Source organism: Arthrobacter rhizosphaerae (genome assembly GCF_023062595.1).
GTDB classification, from domain to species: Bacteria; Actinomycetota; Actinomycetes; order Actinomycetales; family Micrococcaceae; genus Arthrobacter; species Arthrobacter rhizosphaerae.
The window spans coordinates 133,824-150,327 of sequence record NZ_JALLAN010000013.1; the positions used below are offsets into that span (position 1 = coordinate 133,824).

General features: G+C 60.9%; 22 protein-coding genes. All 22 read right to left on the reverse strand.

Annotation, left to right across the window (positions count from 1 at the left end):
* Positions 1-48 precede the first annotated feature (48 nt).
* Complete coding sequence (gene infA, locus MU551_RS17020) at positions 49-270, reverse strand: translation initiation factor IF-1 (protein WP_009358723.1); 222 nt, start codon at positions 268-270, stop codon at positions 49-51.
* Positions 271-438: 168 nt separating this feature from the next.
* Complete coding sequence (locus MU551_RS17025) at positions 439-1,509, reverse strand: P1 family peptidase (RefSeq protein WP_247046510.1); 1,071 nt, start codon at positions 1,507-1,509, stop codon at positions 439-441.
* A 24-nt stretch (positions 1,510-1,533) separates the two neighbouring features.
* Positions 1,534-2,091 carry a hypothetical protein gene (locus MU551_RS17030; RefSeq protein WP_247046511.1) on the reverse strand — a complete coding sequence of 186 codons (558 nt, stop codon included), beginning with the start codon at positions 2,089-2,091 and terminating at the stop codon, positions 1,534-1,536.
* Positions 2,079-2,696, reverse strand: coding sequence for an RNA polymerase sigma factor (locus MU551_RS17035; protein WP_247046512.1), 618 nt, complete (start codon positions 2,694-2,696; stop codon positions 2,079-2,081). The genes MU551_RS17030 and MU551_RS17035 overlap by 13 nt, the downstream gene beginning before the upstream one ends.
* Before the next feature lie 4 nt (positions 2,697-2,700).
* Positions 2,701-3,234, reverse strand: a complete 534-nt coding sequence (locus MU551_RS17040) for a hypothetical protein (RefSeq protein WP_247046513.1) — start codon at positions 3,232-3,234, stop codon at positions 2,701-2,703.
* A gap of 99 nt (positions 3,235-3,333) precedes the next feature.
* Positions 3,334-4,161 (reverse strand): type I methionyl aminopeptidase, encoded by an 828-nt coding sequence (map, locus tag MU551_RS17045; protein WP_247046545.1) that lies wholly within the window; start codon positions 4,159-4,161, stop codon positions 3,334-3,336.
* Positions 4,162-4,168: 7 nt separating this feature from the next.
* Positions 4,169-5,113, reverse strand: coding sequence for an NAD-dependent epimerase/dehydratase family protein (locus MU551_RS17050; RefSeq protein ID WP_247046515.1), 945 nt, complete (start codon positions 5,111-5,113; stop codon positions 4,169-4,171).
* Positions 5,110-6,861 carry a class I adenylate-forming enzyme family protein gene (locus tag MU551_RS17055; protein ID WP_247046517.1) on the reverse strand — a complete coding sequence of 584 codons (1,752 nt, stop codon included), beginning with the start codon at positions 6,859-6,861 and terminating at the stop codon, positions 5,110-5,112. Before MU551_RS17055 ends, MU551_RS17050 begins: the two co-directional genes overlap by 4 nt.
* Positions 6,851-8,023 carry a cytochrome P450 gene (locus tag MU551_RS17060; protein WP_247046520.1) on the reverse strand — a complete coding sequence of 391 codons (1,173 nt, stop codon included), beginning with the start codon at positions 8,021-8,023 and terminating at the stop codon, positions 6,851-6,853. The genes MU551_RS17055 and MU551_RS17060 overlap by 11 nt, the downstream gene beginning before the upstream one ends.
* Positions 8,020-8,817 carry a glycosyltransferase family A protein gene (locus tag MU551_RS17065; protein ID WP_247046523.1) on the reverse strand — a complete coding sequence of 266 codons (798 nt, stop codon included), beginning with the start codon at positions 8,815-8,817 and terminating at the stop codon, positions 8,020-8,022. Before MU551_RS17065 ends, MU551_RS17060 begins: the two co-directional genes overlap by 4 nt.
* Positions 8,814-9,848, reverse strand: coding sequence for a 3-oxoacyl-ACP synthase III family protein (locus tag MU551_RS17070; protein WP_247046524.1), 1,035 nt, complete (start codon positions 9,846-9,848; stop codon positions 8,814-8,816). The genes MU551_RS17065 and MU551_RS17070 overlap by 4 nt, the downstream gene beginning before the upstream one ends.
* Before the next feature lie 188 nt (positions 9,849-10,036).
* Complete coding sequence (locus tag MU551_RS17075) at positions 10,037-10,606, reverse strand: adenylate kinase (protein ID WP_247046546.1); 570 nt, start codon at positions 10,604-10,606, stop codon at positions 10,037-10,039.
* Between the two features lie 5 nt (positions 10,607-10,611).
* Positions 10,612-11,922, reverse strand: coding sequence for a preprotein translocase subunit SecY (gene secY / locus MU551_RS17080; RefSeq protein ID WP_247046547.1), 1,311 nt, complete (start codon positions 11,920-11,922; stop codon positions 10,612-10,614).
* A gap of 190 nt (positions 11,923-12,112) precedes the next feature.
* Positions 12,113-12,607, reverse strand: coding sequence for a 50S ribosomal protein L15 (gene rplO, locus MU551_RS17085; RefSeq protein ID WP_247046525.1), 495 nt, complete (start codon positions 12,605-12,607; stop codon positions 12,113-12,115).
* Positions 12,608-12,814, reverse strand: a complete 207-nt coding sequence (rpmD, locus tag MU551_RS17090; RefSeq protein ID WP_056626615.1) for a 50S ribosomal protein L30 — start codon at positions 12,812-12,814, stop codon at positions 12,608-12,610.
* Positions 12,815-12,817: 3 nt separating this feature from the next.
* Positions 12,818-13,552 carry a 30S ribosomal protein S5 gene (gene rpsE / locus MU551_RS17095; protein ID WP_247046526.1) on the reverse strand — a complete coding sequence of 245 codons (735 nt, stop codon included), beginning with the start codon at positions 13,550-13,552 and terminating at the stop codon, positions 12,818-12,820.
* Positions 13,549-13,932 (reverse strand): 50S ribosomal protein L18, encoded by a 384-nt coding sequence (gene rplR, locus MU551_RS17100; protein WP_247046527.1) that lies wholly within the window; start codon positions 13,930-13,932, stop codon positions 13,549-13,551. The genes rpsE and rplR overlap by 4 nt, the downstream gene beginning before the upstream one ends.
* Before the next feature lie 2 nt (positions 13,933-13,934).
* Positions 13,935-14,471, reverse strand: a complete 537-nt coding sequence (gene rplF / locus MU551_RS17105; protein ID WP_247046528.1) for a 50S ribosomal protein L6 — start codon at positions 14,469-14,471, stop codon at positions 13,935-13,937.
* 18 nt (positions 14,472-14,489) lie between these two features.
* Entirely contained in the window at positions 14,490-14,888 is a 399-nt protein-coding gene (gene rpsH, locus MU551_RS17110) for a 30S ribosomal protein S8 (protein ID WP_056425243.1), read from the reverse strand.
* Between the two features lie 93 nt (positions 14,889-14,981).
* Entirely contained in the window at positions 14,982-15,563 is a 582-nt protein-coding gene (rplE, locus tag MU551_RS17115; protein WP_247046529.1) for a 50S ribosomal protein L5, read from the reverse strand.
* Positions 15,563-15,922, reverse strand: coding sequence for a 50S ribosomal protein L24 (rplX, locus tag MU551_RS17120; RefSeq protein WP_066436866.1), 360 nt, complete (start codon positions 15,920-15,922; stop codon positions 15,563-15,565). The genes rplE and rplX overlap by 1 nt, the downstream gene beginning before the upstream one ends.
* 3 nt (positions 15,923-15,925) lie before the next feature.
* Positions 15,926-16,294, reverse strand: a complete 369-nt coding sequence (gene rplN, locus MU551_RS17125) for a 50S ribosomal protein L14 (protein ID WP_003803789.1) — start codon at positions 16,292-16,294, stop codon at positions 15,926-15,928.
* Positions 16,295-16,504: the final 210 nt, after the last annotated feature.

Consider the following 16,504-nt stretch of genomic DNA (forward strand, 5'->3'; position numbering starts at 1 on the left):
GTTGGACCACTGGAGCGGCTTCCGGCTGATGCCGTTGCCGCCCAGAGCTTATTTGTAGCGGTAAACAATACGACCACGTGTCAGGTCATAAGGGCTCAGCTCCACCACTACCCGGTCCTCAGGGAGAATCCTGATGTAGTGCTGACGCATTTTTCCAGAGATATGTGCAAGTACGATGTGCTTGTTGGTGAGCTCAACGCGGAACATCGCATTGGGCAGCGCCTCGGTCACAACGCCTTCGATCTCTATGACCCCGTCCTTCTTGGCCATATCCTCCGCTAACTGTTGTTGCCACAGCCCTCCGGAATGCACCGGGCATGACTGTGAACGTTTTTTGATTGATTGGCCATCGCCTAGCGACCGCAAAAGGGCGCAACAGGGCAGACAACCAACAGACAACACTACGCCATGACGGCGCAAATGTTAAATCCTGCCATGTTAGCGCACGGTGCCCCCAAATGCAGCAAACTCCCCTGCCGGGGTACTGACACTCACCGCACTGGCAACCCCATCCATAATGGCTGAACGCACGACGTCGGCTGCCGCACTTTGCAGCGTGATGAGGCTCAGCATCCGGGCCTCCCCACTGCTCCGATCCAGCTTGATCTCGCCAGTCGCCAGCGTGAACACGGTATCGCCATCGGCCAAAGTATGGCTCGGATTCAAAGCCCGGGCGATCCCCGCATGAGCCGCCGAGGCTGTCCGCTTGCACTCAGCCTTGTCCAGGACGGCATTCGTAGCGACGACGACGAGCGTCGTGTTGAGCTGTCGCGGTTCTACCGCTGCCGGGGCCACAACCCTCCGACCACCTTCCGTCCCAGCGGCCGAAACCCTCGGCGTGCTCGCTCCTTCGTCGCTTAGACGCACGCTGCCGGGTTCCACCCGCTGTTCCGATGTGCCAGACTCACCGTGTGCGTCGGTCGTTACGAACGGCAAGCCAAGCGCATTGACCACCGCTATGGCGCCGACAACGATAGGCCCCTCGGCTGAGATGCCGTCAAGGGTGATCGAGGCCGTGCCTACTCCGCCTTTGTAGGTTCGGGCCATGGCTGCTCCGGTGCCGGCTCCCACGTTGCCGCGTTCGACGTCGTGCCCGTCCTTTTGGGCGAAGGCGGAGGCTGCTGCCGCGTAACCCATCTCGGCGTCAGGTCGGGCGGCGAAGTTGCCGCCGCGGCCGAGGTCGAAGATGGCTGCGGCCGGGACGATGGGAACAATGCCACCGGGAACTTCGAAGCCCCTGCCGTTCTCCTCGCACCAGCGCTGGGCGCCGTGGGCTGCGACCAGACCGTATGCGCTGCCGCCTGTCAGGACCACGGCGTCAACGAAGGACGTCAGGGTGGTGGGATCCAGTGCATCTGTTTCGTGAGTGCCCGGCCCACCGCCTTGGACATGAACGGAGCCGATAGTCCCGGGCGGCGGCAGGACCACTGTGACCCCGCTCAACCAGCCGTCGTCGGACTTTTGGACCTGGCCTACCCGGATACCTGTGACGTCAGTGATGGCTCCCATGGGTCCATTGTGCTGCACGTGCCGTTATTTGCCTTGCTGCTCCCGGAGCATCTTCTCGACATCGAGGTTTGCCGGGCGCATGCCCACCTGAGGGCAGAATTCCTCAGTTGATATGGGGGCGTTACCTGGAGCCGGCAGGACCGCGTATCGCCAGTCGTCCCGTATGCACTTGACCAGCTCGGGTACTTTCGACGGGGCCGGGGCCGGGGGTGCAGTTGCAGGCGGCCTCGGTGCGGGACGAACGGTGGCTCCGGGCTGGATTCTGCCATCACGCCACAGCGAGCTGCAGAGCTCCACCGGATCGACGGCCTCAGTGTTGTCCTCGGGACCGCCAACCGCCAAAGCGACTTCTTCGGCGTACGACTTGGCGGAAGGACCCGAATAGCAGAAGGCGGTGTATTTTGCCTGTTCCGGCGTCACGTTGAGGATATAAAACCCAGCAGTCGCAGCAGCGAGGACCAAGGGCGTCATGATGACCCCTACCAGGCGGTTCCTGCGTCGGCGCCGACGGCGCAGATCGGCACTGATCCTGCTGGTGAGCGCGGCACGTACACGCTCACGGCTCTCGCTCAGATCCGCCATTTTTGAGTCACCTCCCCCTCGGTCTCGTTAAACAGTTCTTTTAGTTTGGAACGCATCCGCAATACGCGGTTCTTTACAGCTGCCGTGGTTATCCCTGTAGCCGCGGCAATCTGGGCGTGCGGTACGTCGCCCAGGAAGAACATCCGGAATACGGCCTGGTCCTGAACAGACATGGTTGCTACCACAGCCATGACCTGCGAGATCTGGTCATTGGTGACAACAATGCTCTCCGCCGAGACGGCTACTAAGGCTTTGCTGGCATCCAGCTCATCAATGTCAGCTGTCGGCTGGTTTCCGTGTTTCCGGTTGTGGTTGTAGCTCAGGAATTTGGCTGAAGAGAAAATCCAGGGGCGCAGGGAGCCGTTAACAAGGCTCACGGTCTTTGCCTTCTCCCACAGCAGGAAAAACGTCTCCTGTGCCAGCTCTTCCGCAGCGGGGATACTGCCTGTCATCTTCACGAGGTATCGCAGGACGCCATCGGCGTACCGGTCATAGACCTCGCCGAACGCACTCTCATCGCGCTTTACGAGCCCTTTGAGCAATTCTGCTTCGTTGTCAGGATCGCCCGGACCGACGCCGGTCCGGGACCTGAAGAAACCCGCCATTTACCTAGGGCGAAAAGCTGATGGAGGAAGTGCGATCGTTCATGGTGCCAACCCAGGATGAGGATGCGGCCCAGCCATAACCGGCCCCTGTACCGTTCGAATGCTCGTGAAGATACAAGCGGCAGCCTGATCCGCCAATAAAGGAGGACAAACGGTCATTCCAACCCGTCCAGGTCAGGTCGATGAAACCCGTGTAGCCCGACCAGCACGGGTTCCCGACGATGTTCAAATAGCCGCCGCCGTACCCGGAATTGTCATAAATGGTGCCTATGACGGACGTCGCCTGAGCGCTTGCTTCAGACTTGAGCCGGAATCCCTCTTTACCTTTATCCGCTTTGCCGGCATCTACGCCGGCAAGCTCCAGCGAGCGGTTTAGCTCCTCAGGCGTGTCGTGGCATTGAAGCTTCTGCTTGGTGACATCCGCTGAGCAGTATTTGGCAGCGGACGTAGGATCCTTCGCGGCAGTCATGGTTGCTGCAAGGAACAAGCAAGCGACGATGGCCAGGACAGCCTTCAATGAACCGCGACGAACAGACATTTCCCCAGTTTACCCATGGGCCCCCTCCCCCTTATGCCGCCGCGCTTTTGAACGGCCAGCTAATGGGTTAATGTCCCGGGCGGGGAAAAAGTCTCAGGGTCAGGGAATCGGGGTGGGAACCACTCCCAGCGGCGCCAGGCGCTCCGCGCCGCCGTCGGGGGCGGAAAGAACCCAGATCCCCTTGCTGTGGACTGCAACCGAATGTTCCCATTGGCAGGATCGCTGCCCGTCAGTGGTGACAACGGTCCAGTCGTCGTCGAGCACTGCGGTGTCAATGCCGCCGCGGACGAGCATCGGTTCGATTGCCAGGCAGAGACCGGGGCGGATCTTCGGCCCCCGATGACCCGTCCTGTAGTTGGGAACGTCCGGCGCCATGTGCATCTCAGAGCCGATGCCGTGACCTACATAGTCTTCGAGGATGCCGAGCTGATTGCCCGGCACAGAAGAGACGTAGTCGTCTACAGCGGAACCTATGTCACCGACGTACTTTCCAGTGGCGAGGGCCGCTATCCCGTGCCACATGGCTGTCTCAGTCACATCCGAGAGGCGCTGATCTGCGGGATCGGCCGTTCCGACAATAACGGTGCGAGCGGAATCGGAATGCCACCCGTCCACGATTGCGCCGCCGTCGATGGAGAGGATGTCGCCGTCCTGCAAGACGCGGCTGCCGGGGATACCATGCACCACTTCTTCATTAACGGAGGTGCAGATGGTCGCCGGGAACCCGTGATAGCCCAGGAAATTGGACTTGGCACCGGAGTCGTTGAGGACAGCGGCGAACACCTCATCAAGTTCCTTGGTGGTGGTGCCGGCAGTGGCGGCAGCAGCAGCGGCATCGAGGGCGCGGCTCAAAACAAGCCCTGCCTTGTGCATGATGCGTATCTGGGCGTCGGTCTTGTACTCAATACGGGGCTGGCCGAATGCCATGGATACCTCAGTGCTTCGTCTCTGCAGGATGTCCGTCATCCCGGGTCTCTTCTTCGATCCATTCTCCCGCATTGGCGAAGCAGCTCGTAACAGGCTGGACCCGCAGTTCATCGCGGAGCCTGCCCAGAGAGTAGGTGCGCTGGAAGCCCAGTTGGCTCACGGCATAGCGGGTCAGTCGCGGCGCCTTACGGATGACTCCCGCGACGGCCTCCATAGACGCCGCCAGACACATTGCGGCGGGCAAAGGAATAAAGGCAAGTTCGACGTCGGCATGACCTGTTGCGTCGAGAACCTCCCGGAGGACTTCCCCCAAAGCCACAGGATGGCTATCACCTACATTCACGGCTCCTGTGACCTCTGTAGTGCATGCAGCCAATGCCGCTTCAGCCAGGTTTTCGATGGACGTGAGTTGGTGAAGGACGTTGGCGTCCCCGACGGCCAGTACCCGGCCTCGACGCACATTACTGATCAGTCGCGGCAACAACGTCTTGTCACCGGGACCGTAAACACCGTGCGGCCGGAGCATAACGGCACGCGGATGCTTGGCAGCAAATCCTTCCGCCAATGCTTTGGAGGAAGAGTAGGCATTGAGGTAGCGGCCCGAGACGGGATCTTCCCCTCTGTTGACGCATGGCTCCCACCACGGGTAAACGCTGGAGCTGGAAATGTGGACCAGGCGGGCGTCGGGGAAAGTGGCTGCAACTGCCTTGGTGCCGAGCACGTTGACCCTATGGAATGGTTCAGTGGCGCCCCAATCCCGCACTTGGGCACCAGCGTGGACAACCGCATCTACAGCAGGCGGTGAGCTCAACGGACCTTCGCCCAGGTCCCAGACGTTGTGGCCCGGCAGGGGACGCCGTCCATACCGAACCACTTCCCAACCGCGTGCCTCGGCAGCAACAGCAATCGCGCCCCCTACGAAGCCCGCTGCTCCCGTGACTGCAATCCTCAAGGGATGCTCTCCGAAAATAATGCCCGCAACGCCACGCGGTCTGTTTTGTTGTGCCTTCCGGAACCCGGGAGACTTGGCATGACCTCTATCCGATCCGGCAGGGCAGATTCGTCAATCAACAGGGAAAGCTCCCGCTCGATGGTCCGTTTGACCTCCACAGGCGAATAACCGCGAATGGGCTCGACCACCAGGCAGACCGCTTCATCGCCAATGGCATTTGGCACACCGATGAGCACTGCTTGGGCTACGCCATCAATGCCAGCGATAAGAGGCTCATAAAGGCCAGGATAGATGTTGGTCTTCCCCCGGATAATCATGTCCTTCTTGCGTCCGAGCATGACCAGCCTTCCCCTCCGGCCATCTCCGGCTCCATCAACGGCCTCGGGACCATGATCCAGCCGGACAAGGTCGCCGGTTGCCATCTCGGTCATGGTGTCCTCGCCAAGGTAGCCCAAACACATGTTCTGGCCCGAGAGCATCAATTCGTGGTCCTGCTCAACTCTTGCCTGGACTCCGGGCAGCGGCTCACCGAGGTAGTCACCTTCCCCCAGGCCTCCCTCTGTTCGGAATTCGGCAGTGAGCCCGGAAGCGAAATCCAATTTCTCCCTTCCCCCGGCGATGGCGACGGGGAGCACTTCAGTCATGCCATAGATGCAGTGGAAGCCGACGTTCGGAAGAAGCCGCATGGCACGTTCGAGAAACGATGCCAGAACGGGGGCGGCGCCCAGCATCACTGTCTTCAGAGGGGCAGGCCAGGACAATTGGCCGGCGTCGATGGCGTCAAGGATTGGAGCCATCTGGGATGGCACCAGAAAGACATGGCTGGCAGGACCGTAAGAGGCCTCGCCTCTGTGCCCGGCCGATGCACCGAGTTCGGCGGCGAACCGCAACGGATCAATCCGGGCCGAAAGACCGTAGGCCGGCATGGTCCAGTGCGCCCCGGCAATCAACGCGGGAAGGCCCATCATCAGTTGCTCGGAATGGATGCGGTCACCGGCAGAAAAGGTGCAGCGCGTACTCAGCTGCCGAAAGCCCGCCGCCAAGGTTCCGCGGCTATGGACCACGCCTTTCGGATGTCCGGTGGTGCCCGACGTGAAGATGATAACGGCTTCCTGCCGGGGATCAGCCGGTGCCACCAGCGGATCTGAACCGGCGGACCCCCCGGAAGTCACGCCGTCGTCGGAGTAGCCTTTCCGGGAGAGCGCGCGGACGTTCCTGGACTTCAAAGGAACTCCTGGCAGCCAGGACCCCGAGTGAAAATGCCGGACCTTCATAGCCCCATAATTCGGAAGGAGTAGCCCCCTGCGCCGTGCCAGCGGGCGGAGTGGCCCCGGCGCGCTCAGCGCATACAGGATTGACTCGGCGGCAGCCCAGCGCGGGGAGGCGAGTGAAGCCCTTTTCCGAAACAGTTCAGGACCTACGCCAGGATCGATGAAGACTATGGACCCGCCGGCGCGGACCGCAGCCAAGGCGAGAGTGAACGCAGCGGGACCGGGCCTCACAGAGAAAAGCAAGCGCTCCCCTGGTCCGAAGCCGTCCCTCTGCAAAGCCGCCGCTGTGGACTCAACAGCGGCCACAAGCTCCCGGTAACTGACTGTCTTTCCGGGCTTGCCGTTCCGTCTGGGGGGTGCGGTGAGCGCCGGGTTGTCCGGGTACTTCGACGCCGACTCGTAGACCGCTGCAATCAGGTCAGTTTCAGTTCCCGATTCAGGCGTCTGCTGATCATGGGTTTGCTTTTCACTGTGCACGGACCAGCTCCAATGATTTGTAGCCGGGAATGAGGACATTCCGGCTGATGGTCCGGGAGCGAATGGTCCAGGGTTGGAGGTTGTACTCATCGAGCAGGACCGTCATTGCCGAGTTGATTTCAGCCATAGCCAGCGGCATCCCAATGCAGAAATGCGCGCCCGCGCCGAACCAGAGCTGGCGGGCTGCAGCCGGAATCGGCATCCCGGGATCAAAGCCGCCAAGGCTCTTTACCGCATGCACAGTAGAAAGCATGATGCGTTCGCCGCGCTTGATCCTCACGCCGCCCAGCCATCCATCGTTGGTCGCCTCCCGCAGCATCATCGGCGACGGCGCCGTGAAGCGCAGCCCTTCGTTCACCATCGCGGGGAGCCCGGTGCGTTCGGCAGCCAGAGCAGGCAGCCTGCCGTCGTCGTAAAGCAGCCCCGCGAGCCGGGGGACGTAGGAGACCAGGGTCTCAGTCCCGGCGATCACAAAAGCACTGACGATCCCCACCGCCTCGTCTTCGCTCAGACCAAGAACACGAAGACGGCCGGGAAACGTATCCGGGTCATCGTCGCGATATGCCTGGCGCACAGGACCGGCAAGAAGTTCGACGGCGGCCTTTGCCTTTGCTACCTGCCGCGCCGAAAGCCGTGGCCGGCCCAGCCTCACCACCGAGGTGATGGACGACGCGCGGTTGAAAAATTCGCTGTCCGGCAGCCGCCCAGGGGCGTCATCAGGAATTCCGAGCAGCCTGCTGATGACTCCCCCGGAGAGTTCCTTCACCAACCCCACAAACTCGACAGGCGCCCCGTTCTCCAGACCCGTCGCCAATCGCTCCCGCAGACGTGCTGCTGCCGGCGCCACGATATCCTCCACGGCCCGCGGAGTGAAGAGTGCGTTGAGCCGGCGCCGCAACTCCAGGTGTTCTTCACCGTGCATGTTCAGCAGCGCACGCGGACCCACCACCGGTGTCCACAACGCCCCGGACGCCTTGGCTCCGGCTTTTGTATAGCCCCCATCCATGAGGACTTCCCGGACCAGTGAAGCTTCGCTGACCAGTACTCCCAGACCCGGAAGCCGGAAAACGGGTCGGATGGTTCCCACCGCGCGTATCAACGGATAGGCGAACGGATGGGCCCCTCGCTGCACGCGCCGTTCCCAGGTGGCAAAGGCTGTCATCGGATGTCGACGTGGTCGGGCCGAAAGCGATGGTCAGCGTACCAGGCAAGGGTGTTGGGCAATCCCCACGCCATGACGCGGCGTGAGGAGCCGAACACAACAACGTCCCGCCGGAGCGCGTAGGCGCGGGTGAGTTTACGGACACTGTTGGATAATGCCCTGTCCTCGTGCAGTTCTTCGATACTGGTACGGGGAAACCCGCCCGAGCGGAGGTACATGTCTGCGGTGATGGCCATGTTGCAGCCCGGCAGCATCTGATAGGGCCCGAGGTAGCCGTCTCCCTTGTTGCCGGGCCTGATGCGGCCAAAAAAGGAGGCGACTTCCACTGCCAGGAGCATCAGCCAGCGCCGGCCATGGCCAAGCCCTTCATCAAGCCGGGGGTTGAGTTGGCCTGCTATCATTTCCAGGCCGTCATCGAACGCCTTCATGATCCGGAGGGTCCAGTCCGGCGCGGGCAAGCAATCAGCGTCTGTACGGGCCAGCCAGCGGGCCCCATTGTCTGCCCCAAAACGCATGCCTGTGTCAGCAGCAGCTCCAGTCCCTTTCTGGGGCTCCCGGATGAGGCGTATGTCCATGGCCGGATTCCGCCGCTTGAATTCGTCCACTACGGCTGTGGTGGAGTCGGTGGACCCGTTGTCGATGACCACCACACTGAAATCCTTGTGGAGCTGAGCAGCCAGGGCCTCAAGGGTCTGGGCGATCAGTTTCTCTTCATTCAAGGCCGGAACAGCCACACAAAGCGGGTGCACTTTCGCGCCCTTGTCCAAGGCTCCCTCATTGCCGGAAAGCGTCATAAACGCACCACTGCGATTCCCAGGCTTACTCCTCCGGCAAGGCCAACAAGAGCCACCAGGTCTCCGGAGCCGCACCGCCCCAGGTCCTGTGCCATCTTCAACTGCAGGGGAAGACTCACTGATGCCATGTTGCCGAACTCTTCCACGGTCCTGACGAGCCTGTCCTGTGGCACGCCGGCACCGCGGGCAAATATGTCCCGGTAGGGAGCGCTGACCTGGTGGACGCAGACCACGGCGAAATCGGACCAGGTCAGCCCAAGATCGTCCAGCGTCTCATCGAGAATTCCCTTGCCGAGATCCAAAAACGCATCCTTGAGCTTTTCCCCATCCATAGTGAAGTACGTCGCTTCGGGATCCCGCGGAGAAACGGAACCGCCAGTCGCCAGCGTCCCGACCTCCCAATGGCTGCTCTTGGCGGCAAAGCCGAGGCCCAGGATTCCTGCCCCAGAGTTGTCATCGGGGTTGGCTGGTTCCAGCAGCAGTGCGCAGCCTGCATCGCTCATGGTGTAACCGGGGAAGGCTGAAGCAAACGTCTGGGGGTCGGGAACGGCCCACCTGACGGCCCGGGATGGAGATTCGCCGCTGGCCAGGAGTATCCGCCGGTATCGCCCTGTCCGGATGAGGGCCTCAGCAACTTCCAGTCCGTTGAGGACGCTGTTGCACGCGTTCTTGACGTCCATCACGGGGCATGCGAGGCCGAGTTTGGCGGCCACTATGTGGCCGGTGGCCGGTTCAACCATGTCCTGGCTCGCCGAGGCGAAGATGAGGAGATCGACGTCGTCAGGTTCCAGACCGTTGTTTGCCAGCAGTTTGACGGCGGCGATGGCTGCAAGATCAGAGGCCTGCTCAGTTTCCGCCATAACGGACCTGGTCCGGATTCCTGTCAATCTCGAGATCATTCCCTTGGGGACACGGAAGCCTGGGCTGGACGTGGACAGCTTGTGCTCGACTTGCTCCGTGTCCAGGCGGCCTGGGGGTACGTAGACTTCGAGGCCGGAAATTTTCGCCGCGGCAGGGAGGACTCGACTCATGAAGCGTCCCCCCGTTTCGAATTGTCCGGAAGGCTCCGGAAACCTACTGGACTGACCGGCGACCCCGGTGGGCCCGCCATGGTGTCAAAGACAAACAGGAAGGGCACGCTCCCTGTGTGGAACGTGCCCTTCCGGAACTGAGCCAGTCTGGCAACTGCCCTGACTCTACAGCTGAACAGGTGCAGTCGCTAGGCCGCCTGCGCCGCTTTGATGGCCTGCATGACGCGGTCCGTGACTTCGTCGATGGCGCCAATGCCGTCGACCTGGGTCAGGATCCCGCGCTCCGCGTACTTGGCCACTACAGCTTCTGTCTGCTCGTGGTAGAGGTCCAGACGGTGCCTGATGACGGCTTCGTTGTCGTCACTGCGGCCGGTTTCCTTGGCGCGGCCCAGAAGGCGGGTGACCAGCTCCTCGTCGTCCGCGGTCAGCTGCAGCACGACGTCGAGCTTCTGGTCGCCATCAGCGAGGATCTGGTCCAGGTAGTCCACCTGCGCCGTGGTGCGGGGGTAGCCGTCCAGGAGGAAGCCGCCGTCGACGTCCCCTTCGCTGAGGCGGTCCCGCACCATTTTGTTGGTGACGCTGTCCGGAACAAAATCTCCGGCGTCCATGTATTTCTTGGCCTCGAGGCCAAGAGGAGTCTCACCCTTGACGTTGGCGCGGAAGATGTCCCCGGTGGAAATCGCTACGACGTCGAGCCGCTCCGAAATACGTTCCGCCTGCGTTCCTTTGCCGGAGCCAGGAGGTCCGATAATCAACATTCTGGTCATCGTAAGAGCCCTTCATAGTGACGTTGCTGTAGCTGCGCATCAATCTGCTTGACCGTTTCAAGGCCTACGCCCACCATGATCAGGATCGAGGTGCCGCCGAACGGGAAGTTCTGGTTGGCGTTGATCAGGACCAGGGCCACCAACGGAATCAGTGCCACAAAGCCCAGGTAGAGGGCTCCGGGCAGCGTGATCCGTGAGAGGACGTACTGCAGGTAATCCGCGGTTGGCTTGCCTGCCCGGATACCGGGAATGAAGCCACCGTACTTCTTCATGTTGTCGGAGACCTCTTCAGGGTTGAAGGTGATCGCGACGTAGAAGTAAGTAAAGAAAACGATCATGGCAAAGTAGAGCGCCATGTAGATGGGGTGGTCCCCACGTGTCAGGTTGTTGTTGATCCATTCGACCCACGGCTGGACGGGTTCGCCCGCCCTGGGCTGGTTGAACTGGGAGATCAGACCCGGCAGGTACAGCATCGAAGAAGCAAAGATAACGGGCACGACGCCGGCCATGTTCACCTTGATGGGAATGTACGTGCTGGTTCCACCCACGGTCCTGCGGCCGATCATACGCTTTGCGTACTGTACGGGGACACGCCGCTGGGACTGCTCGACGAACACCACAAGGGCAACGGTCAGCAGGCCGATCGCGATCACCATGAAGAACGTTCCCGGGCCCTGTGACGTCCAGATGGCGCCAAGGGAGGTGGGGAAGCCGGCGGCGATCGACGTGAAGATCAGGAGGGACATGCCGTTGCCGACACCCTTTTCAGTCACCAGCTCGCCCATCCACATGATGAGGCCGGTACCGGCAGTCAGCGTGATGATGAGGAGGATGGTGGTGATGATGCTGTCATCAGGAATGATGGGAAGGTTGCAGCCAGGCAGCAGCTGCCCGGAACGGGCCAACGACACCAGTGTCGTCGCGTTCAACAGGCCAAGGGCGATAGTCAGGTAACGCGTGTACTGCGTCAGCTTCGACTGGCCCGAGGCGCCTTCTTCGTACAGTTGCTGGAAACGGGGAATAACCACCCGCAGGAGCTGCACAATGATGCTTGCCGTGATGTACGGCATGATCCCCAAGGCGAAGATGGACACTTGCAGCAGGGCACCGCCGCTGAACAAGTTGACGAGCTGGTAGATACCGCCCGAGGTCTGACCTGTCGACAAGCATTGCTGGACATTCTGGTAGTTCACACCAGGCGAGGGGATGAAAGCGCCCAAGCGGAAGATTGTGATGATTCCCAGCGTGAACAACAACTTGCGTCGCAGATCAGGCGTGCGAAAGGCCCGGCCAAATGCGCTAAGCAAGCGTCCTCCTGAGTTGTTTAATGAAGTCATGTGAGCAGGGTCAATAAACCCAACAACCGAGTCTAACGGGTGGATGCGCTCCGCCGATAATCGGCGAGGCCCCGAAAATGAAAAAACTCCCGGTTGACGAGGCCTGAGCCCCGGCAACCGGGAGTTTTTTCGCAATAGGCAACTGCTTGCCCGCACTCACTTAGAGCGCGGTGGTGCTTCCGCCTGCTGCAGCAATCTTTTCGGCCGCACTGGCCGAGAATGCGTCCACCGTGACGTCAACCTTGACGGTGATGTCACCGGTACCCAGCACCTTGACGGGCTGGTTCTTGCGAACGGCACCCTTTGCAACCAGGTTCTCCACGGTGACAGCGCCACCTTCCGGGAACAGCTCGTTGAGCTTGTCCAGGTTAACAACCTGGTACTCAACCCGGAACGGGTTCTTGAAGCCGCGCAGCTTCGGCAGGCGCATGTGCAGCGGCAACTGGCCGCCGGCAAAGCCAGCCTTGATCTGGTAGCGGGCCTTCGTACCCTTGGTACCGCGACCAGCGGTCTTACCCTTGGAACCTTCACCACGACCAACACGCGTCTTGGCGGTCTTGGCACCCGGGGCGGGACGCAGGTGGTGAACCTTCAGTGCGTTCTGCTTCTCAGCAGTGGCGCCCTGTGCCTTTTCGGCGGTGTTCTTCTCTGCCATTTACTTCGCCTCCTCTACCTTTACCAGGTGCGGAACCGTGTTGAGCATTCCGACGGTCACGGCGTCAGCGGTGCGAACAACAGTGTGTCCGATACGCTTCAGGCCGAGGGACCGCAGGGTGTCGCGCTGGTTCTGCTTGCCGCCAATGGCGGACTTGATCTGAGTGATCTCCAACTGTGCATCGGAGGGAATCAGGTTCTTGGCCATGCCTTAGACACCTGCCTTCTGGTTCTGGTTCAGAAGAGCGCGCACCAAAGCAGGCGGAGCAACCTCGTCCAGCGGCAGGCCACGACGGGCTGCCACGGACGCGGGCTCTTCCAGGCGCTTCAGAGCGTCAACAGTCGCGTGAACGATGTTGATGGCGTTGGAGGAACCGAGCGACTTGGAGAGGATGTCGTGGATACCCACGCACTCCAATACTGCACGGACCGGACCGCCAGCGATAACACCGGTACCGGCGGAAGCCGGACGCAGCATTACGACGCCTGCAGCAGCTTCACCCTGCACACGGTGCGGGATGGTGCTGCCAACGCGGGGAACGCGGAAGAAGGACTTCTTGGCCTCTTCAACGCCCTTGGCGATTGCTGCGGGAACTTCCTTCGCCTTGCCGTAGCCGACGCCGACCATACCGTTACCGTCACCAACGACGACGAGTGCGGTGAAGCTGAAGCGACGACCACCCTTGACGACCTTGGAAACGCGGTTGATGGTAACAACGCGCTCTACGAACTGGCTCTTCTCGGCTTCGCGGCCGCCGTCGCGGCCACCACGGCCACCACGGTCGCCGCGGCCCTGGCCACGGTCACCACGCTCGCCACGACGAGCGCCACCACGGCGGTCATCAGCGGCTGCGGGGGCAGTGGTCTCAGTGGCTTCAGCAGCTACGGCAACGGGTGCCTTCTGATCTGCAGACACAGTGTCCTTTTCCTTGTTTGCTTCCGTCACAGTGACAGCCCACCTTCACGTGCACCGTCAGCAACAGCTGCGATCCGACCGTGGTACTTGTTACCACCGCGGTCGAAGACAACAGCTTCGATTCCGGCGGCCTTGGCGCGCTCAGCAACGAGTTCGCCAACGCGCTTAGCCTTGGCAGTCTTGTCGCCGTCGAATGCACGAAGGTCGGCTTCCATTGTGGAGGCGCCAGCCACGGTCAGGCCCTTGGTGTCATCGACAACCTGGACGAATATGTGGCGTGCGGAACGGTTGACGACCAGACGAGGACGTACAGCCGTACCTGAGAGGCGCTTGCGGATACGAAGCTGGCGACGGCTGCGTGCGGCAGACTTGCTCTTGTTCGTACGCTTCTTGTTAATTGCTATGGCCATGGTTACTTACCAGCCTTTCCGACCTTGCGGCGGATGACTTCGCCGGCATAGCGGATGCCCTTGCCCTTATAGGGGTCCGGCTTCCGCAGCTTGCGAATGTTGGCAGCAACTTCGCCGACCTGCTGCTTGTTAATACCAGAGACAGAGAGCTTGGTCGGACCCTCTACTGCAAAGGTGATGCCGTTCGGTGCCGAGACGTTGACGGGGTGGCTGTAGCCCAGAGCGAACTCCAGGTCAGAACCCTTGGCCTGAACGCGGTAACCGGTACCGACAATTTCAAGCTTCTTCTCGTAGCCTGCGGTGACGCCCTGGATCATGTTTGCGATCAGGGTGCGTGTCAGGCCGTGCAGCGAACGGGAGGCGCGCTCGTCGTTCGGGCGGGCGACAGTCAGGGTGCCTTCTTCCAGGGATACCTCGATCGGGCTGGGCACAGTGTGGCTCAGCTCGCCTTTGGAACCCTTGACGCTGACGACAGAGCCGTCAACCTTGACCTCAACGCCGGCAGGAACGGTGATGGGGAGACGTCCAATACGTGACATTATTCTCTTCCTTTCCCGTTACCAGACGTAAGCGAGGACTTCGCCGCCCACGCCCTTCTTGCCGGCCTGCTTGTCAGTCAAGAGGCCGGAAGAGGTGGACAGGATTGCGACACCCAGGCCACCGAGCACGTGCGGCAGGTTGGTGGACTTTGCGTAAACGCGCAGTCCCGGCTTGGAAATACGACGAACGCCAGCAATTGAACGCTCGCGGTTCGGGCCGAACTTGAGCTCGAGGGTCAGCTTCTTGCCAACCTCAGCGTCTTCTTCTTTCCAGGAGGCGATGTAACCTTCGGCCTTCAGGATGTCAGCGACGCGTGCCTTGAGCTTGCTGTAAGGCATAGACACGGAATCGTGGTATGCCGAGTTTGCGTTGCGCAGACGCGTAAGCATATCTGCGACAGGATCTGTCATAGTCATGTGGGCTCTTGCCCTTCCTCATAACGGTTTCCGCTGGCTGGTCCGGGAATCAATTCCCAGTACCTGGTCAGGCGGACCTTTTATGTAGCTAGATTAATCTTCGGTCTTGAACGGGAAGCCAAGCGCCTTCAGCAGCGCGCGGCCTTCGTCATCGGTCTTTGCAGTGGTGACAACCGTGATGTCCATACCGCGAACGCGGTCAATGGAATCCTGGTCGATCTCGTGGAACATAACCTGCTCGGTCAGACCGAAGGTGTAGTTGCCGTTGCCATCGAACTGCTTGCCGCTGAGGCCGCGGAAGTCGCGGATACGGGGCAGTGCGAGGGTTACCAGGCGGTCCAGGAATTCCCACATGCGGTCTCCACGCAGAGTTGCGTGTGCACCGATGGGCATGCCTTCGCGCAGCTTGAACTGAGCGATCGACTTGCGGGCCTTGGTGACCTGGGGCTTCTGGCCTGTGATCAGGGTGAGGTCGCGGACAGCGCCGTCGATCAGCTTGGAGTCCTTTGCGGCATCTCCAACACCCATGTTCACGACAACCTTGACCAGGCGCGGAACCTGGTTAATGTTCTCGTACTTGAATTCCTCAACAAGCGTGTCCTTGATGGAATCCGCGTACTTGGTCTTCAGACGAGGAACGATCTTGCTTGCCGGAGTCTCGAGAGTCTCAGTCATTAGATGTCCTTCCCGGAGCTCTTGGCCACGCGTACGCGCACTTCACGCTTCACGCCATCGCGCTCAACGGTCTCGGTGCGGAAACCTACGCGGGTGGGCTTCTTGGTGGACGGGTCAACCAGAGCCACGTTGGAGATGTGGATTGAAGCCTCAACGACCTCGATGCCACCGGTCTTGGTGCCGCGCTGCGACTGACCGACCTTGGTGTGCTTGGTTACGCGGTTAATGCCTTCAACCAACACGCGGTTGGTCTCGGGGAATACGCGCAGAACCTTGCCCTGCTTGCCACGGTCGCCGCCGCGCTCAGCCTTGGCGCCAGTGATGACCTGAACGAGGTCACCCTTCTTGATCTTAGCCATGGACTACAGCACCTCCGGAGCCAGAGAAACGATCTTCATGAACTTCTTGTCACGGAGCTCACGACCAACCGGTCCGAAGATACGGGTGCCGCGGGGGTCACCGTCGTTCTTCAGGATTACAGCTGCGTTCTCGTCAAACTTGATGTAGGAACCATCCGCACGGCGGCGTTCCTTCTTGGTACGGACGATGACGGCCTTAACCACATCGCCCTTCTTTACGTTGCCGCCCGGGATTGCGTCCTTGACGGTAGCGACGATGACGTCGCCAATGCCTGCGTAGCGACGGCCAGATCCACCGAGAACGCGAATGGTAAGGATTTCCTTAGCACCCGTGTTGTCGGCGACCTTGAGTCGCGACTCCTGCTGAATCACTGTTTACTCCTTGCGTCGCGCGGGTTCTCAGACCGAAAATCTTCCTACGGAATGAGCCTTGCGGAACGGTTGATCGGGGTGTCTCTTGACCTGCCTGGATTTTGCCAGACCAGGCCTAAACTCCCGTGCCAAAAACATTTGCTTCCCAGGCGAATCCTGACTGCTCAGGACGCAAGGGGGCACTATGCCGTGGCACGATTGTTTACGAGG

Excerpts from the sequence above, each read along its gene's own strand:
- infA (WP_009358723.1), bottom strand. The coding sequence starts at position 270 with ATGGCCAAGAAGGACGGGGTCATAGAGATCGAAGGCGTTGTGACCGAG.
- MU551_RS17025 (WP_247046510.1), bottom strand. The coding sequence starts at position 1,509 with ATGGGAGCCATCACTGACGTCACAGGTATCCGGGTAGGCCAGGTCCAA.
- MU551_RS17030 (WP_247046511.1), bottom strand. The coding sequence starts at position 2,091 with ATGGCGGATCTGAGCGAGAGCCGTGAGCGTGTACGTGCCGCGCTCACC.
- MU551_RS17035 (WP_247046512.1), bottom strand. The coding sequence starts at position 2,696 with ATGGCGGGTTTCTTCAGGTCCCGGACCGGCGTCGGTCCGGGCGATCCT.
- MU551_RS17040 (WP_247046513.1), bottom strand. The coding sequence starts at position 3,234 with ATGTCTGTTCGTCGCGGTTCATTGAAGGCTGTCCTGGCCATCGTCGCT.
- map (WP_247046545.1), bottom strand. The coding sequence starts at position 4,161 with ATGGCATTCGGCCAGCCCCGTATTGAGTACAAGACCGACGCCCAGATA.
- MU551_RS17060 (WP_247046520.1), bottom strand. The coding sequence starts at position 8,023 with ATGACAGCCTTTGCCACCTGGGAACGGCGCGTGCAGCGAGGGGCCCAT.
- MU551_RS17065 (WP_247046523.1), bottom strand. The coding sequence starts at position 8,817 with ATGACGCTTTCCGGCAATGAGGGAGCCTTGGACAAGGGCGCGAAAGTG.
- MU551_RS17070 (WP_247046524.1), bottom strand. The coding sequence starts at position 9,848 with ATGAGTCGAGTCCTCCCTGCCGCGGCGAAAATTTCCGGCCTCGAAGTC.
- MU551_RS17075 (WP_247046546.1), bottom strand. The coding sequence starts at position 10,606 with ATGTTGATTATCGGACCTCCTGGCTCCGGCAAAGGAACGCAGGCGGAA.
- rplO (WP_247046525.1), bottom strand. The coding sequence starts at position 12,607 with ATGGCAGAGAAGAACACCGCCGAAAAGGCACAGGGCGCCACTGCTGAG.
- rpmD (WP_056626615.1), bottom strand. The coding sequence starts at position 12,814 with ATGGCCAAGAACCTGATTCCCTCCGATGCACAGTTGGAGATCACTCAG.
- rplR (WP_247046527.1), bottom strand. The coding sequence starts at position 13,932 with ATGGCCATAGCAATTAACAAGAAGCGTACGAACAAGAGCAAGTCTGCC.
- rplF (WP_247046528.1), bottom strand. The coding sequence starts at position 14,471 with ATGTCACGTATTGGACGTCTCCCCATCACCGTTCCTGCCGGCGTTGAG.
- rpsH (WP_056425243.1), bottom strand. The coding sequence starts at position 14,888 with ATGACTATGACAGATCCTGTCGCAGATATGCTTACGCGTCTGCGCAAC.
- rplE (WP_247046529.1), bottom strand. The coding sequence starts at position 15,563 with ATGACTGAGACTCTCGAGACTCCGGCAAGCAAGATCGTTCCTCGTCTG.
- rplX (WP_066436866.1), bottom strand. The coding sequence starts at position 15,922 with ATGGCTAAGATCAAGAAGGGTGACCTCGTTCAGGTCATCACTGGCGCC.